Annotated in this window: 1 protein-coding gene; it reads left to right on the top strand. The window is 78.0% G+C overall.

Going from position 1 to position 2,681, the window contains the following annotated elements:
• Positions 1-1,130 precede the first annotated feature (1,130 nt).
• Positions 1,131-2,681, top strand: a 1,551-nt coding sequence (locus ACTUAL_RS02275; RefSeq protein ID WP_440899099.1) for a hypothetical protein, incomplete at its 3' end; no start/stop codon positions are given.

The following is a 2,681-nucleotide window of genomic DNA, read 5'->3' on the forward strand; positions in this document are numbered from 1 at the left end:
CCAGCGCGAGCCTTGCGCACCGGTCCTCGTGCTCTGGCCCTCATGCGCTGGTCCTCGTGGGCTGCGCTGGTCCTCGTGGGCGCGGCGCGGTGCGCGCAGGCCTGCTCAACGCACGCGTGCGTCGCGCGCAGGCGTGCGCGCGAGGGGATCGGGAGGCGGTGGCGTCCGATGGCGCTCCGGGCGTCCACGGCCGGGGCCTGGTCAAGGCCGGCCGCGACGCGCGCTGAGCCTCGGGCCCGGCGCGCCGCCCGGAGTCGTCCGGTGGTGCCGCTCGACCGGTCCGGCGCCCCCGAAGCGCCCTCGCCGATCAGCTCCGCCCGTCCCAACCCCGTTCCGCCGGTCGACCCCATCCCCGAATGCGGCACAACCGACACGAATCGGGTTCCCGGAGAATCGGGTGCCAAACGACCTGGTCCCGGACTTGTGCCGATTCCCCTGGCCGGGTGAAGGTCAACTCGCCCCGCGATCACCCCCGAGCGGCTGCGGAACCCCTGTTCCAGGCCCTGCACCAGCGGGAACGATCAGTGCGCGGCGCCAAACCGCAATGCTCGTCCCCAACTCCCCGCTTTGCGCGTTCCCGGCTCCCCGGCCCAGCCCGCTTGCTCCCCTGCGGCTCCCCAGCCCCGCCCGCCTTGCCTCGCCGATGACTGGCTGGCCCTGCCCGCCTTGCCCTGCCTGTGGCTCCGGGCCTTGCCCGCCTTGCCCCGCCCGCAGGTCCCGGCCTTGCCCCCCTTGCCCTGCCTGTGGCTCCCGGCCTCGCCCCGCTTGTGGCTCCCGGTCTTGCCCCACTTGTGGGCCCAGCCCTGCCTGCCTACGGCTCCCCGTTCCGCGCCGAGCGCGGCCTTCCCCGTCGTCTCCCGCCCCCGCGTCCCCGTGTCCCGCTACCCCGTGCGAGGCGACCCCTACGCCCCGCACGGGGCACAACCGCGCCCTCGCCGGGTTGATTCCCGATTCCCGCGCCGTTTTCCGAGCCGCTCTCCGCGCTGGCTCCCCCTCCGGTTCCCGAGCCGCTCGCCGCACCGCTCGCCGCACCGCTCGCCGCATCGCTCGGCGCACCGGTTCCCACACCGGTTCCCGCGACCCTCCGCGCGCTCCCCGTCACGCACCGCGCCTTTGCTAGCGTCGGGCCGGTGATCGGAACCGCTGAGCAGGCGCCCCCTGCCGCGATCAGGCTCCGCGCGGCGCTCGGCCTGGGTGGCGCAGGCGCCCTCCTGGTGGCCGCGGGCCCCCTCCTGGGCGTGACGGACGCGGCCCCCGCGTGGAACTCCGCCCCGCTGCTCGCGGTGCTGGCCCTGCTCGTGGTGCTCCCCGCCGGGGTGCTGCTGGCCCGCCGCCGCCTCGAACCGGCCGCCGCCGCGCTCGTGCCGCCCGCCGCGTTCGCGCTCGCCGGCCTGCTCTCCGACCTCCGGATCGCCACCGACCCCGGCCGGGTCGTGCGCCCCGAGCTGTACGTCACGGGCATCGCCGAGCCGGTCCCCGGCGCGGGCCTGTGGGTCCTGCTGGCCGGGCGGGCACTGCTGGTCGTGGCGGGCCTGCTCGCGCTGCCCGCGCTGCGCGACGAGTTCCCCGAGCGCCCCCGGTACGCCCTCTCCGGCTTCGCGGGCGCGCTCGCCGCCGCCGGGCTGTTCACCGCCCCGTTCACCTCGCGGGACATCTTCATCAAGCCGGGGGGCGTCGCGGACTCCCAGGGCCTCGACCTGGCGGGCGGCCTGCTGCGCTGCGCCGCCGCCCTGCTGCTCTGCCTCCTCGCGGGCGCGCTCGGCGCGGAGCTGCGCCGCGCCGTCCTGCTCGCGACCGCCCTGACCTTCGCCGCCGCCGCCGTCCCGTGGGTGGTCGCCCCGCACGCCACGGACTCGCTCGGGCTCGCGCCCGGACCGGTGCAGGTGCTGGTCGGCGCGGTCGTCGCCCTGGGCGCGATCGTCCCGACCAAGGCCCCCGGTGACGGCGCGGTCGCCCTGCCTGGCCTGCGCAAGCTGCACCTGGCCACCGCCGCGTTCGGCGCGCTCACGGGCGTCACCGCCCTCGCGGGCGCGCTCCTGCCGCAGCTGGCCCTGCCACCCGCCCTCACCGCGCCCGACGACTACTCCGCGCGCCTGCTGTGGCCCGCGGGCCTGGTCGTGCTCGTGCTGGCCGCCGCCCTCCGCCTCACGCCCCGCGCGCGCCCGGCGCTGGCCGCCGCGCTGGCCGCCGTGCCGCTGGCGGGCCTCGGCGCGCTCGACTCCGCCTACGCGGCCACCCAGGTCACCTCGGGCAGCGCGCTGGCCGTCTCCCTCGGCCGGATCGAGCCGGGGGCGGGCGCCTGGCTGACCGCCGTCTCGGTGGTCCTCGCGGCGGTCACCGCCGTCCTCGCCGTGCTCGCGGGCGCGGCCGAGCGCGACGAGACCGAGGAGGAGCCCCCTGCCGAGACCCCGCTGCCGCTGGTCGGCGCGCTGGTGACCGCCGGGCTCCTGGCGGTCGGCGCGTTCGCGCTCCCGGTGGTCGAAGCCCCCGAGCTCACCCCGATCCCGCTGCTCGACCTGCGGCTGGGCTCGTGGGGCCTGCTGCTCGCGCTGGCCACCGTCCTCAGCGCGCTCGCGGTGGCCGCGAAGGCCCGCGCCCTCGCGGGCGCCGCCCTGCTGGGCGGCGTCGCGCTCGTGCTGCTCACCCGCGTCCTGGAGTACCCGCTCACCTCCGCCCGCGCC

The sequence above is a fragment of the Actinosynnema sp. genome (genome assembly GCF_052038725.1).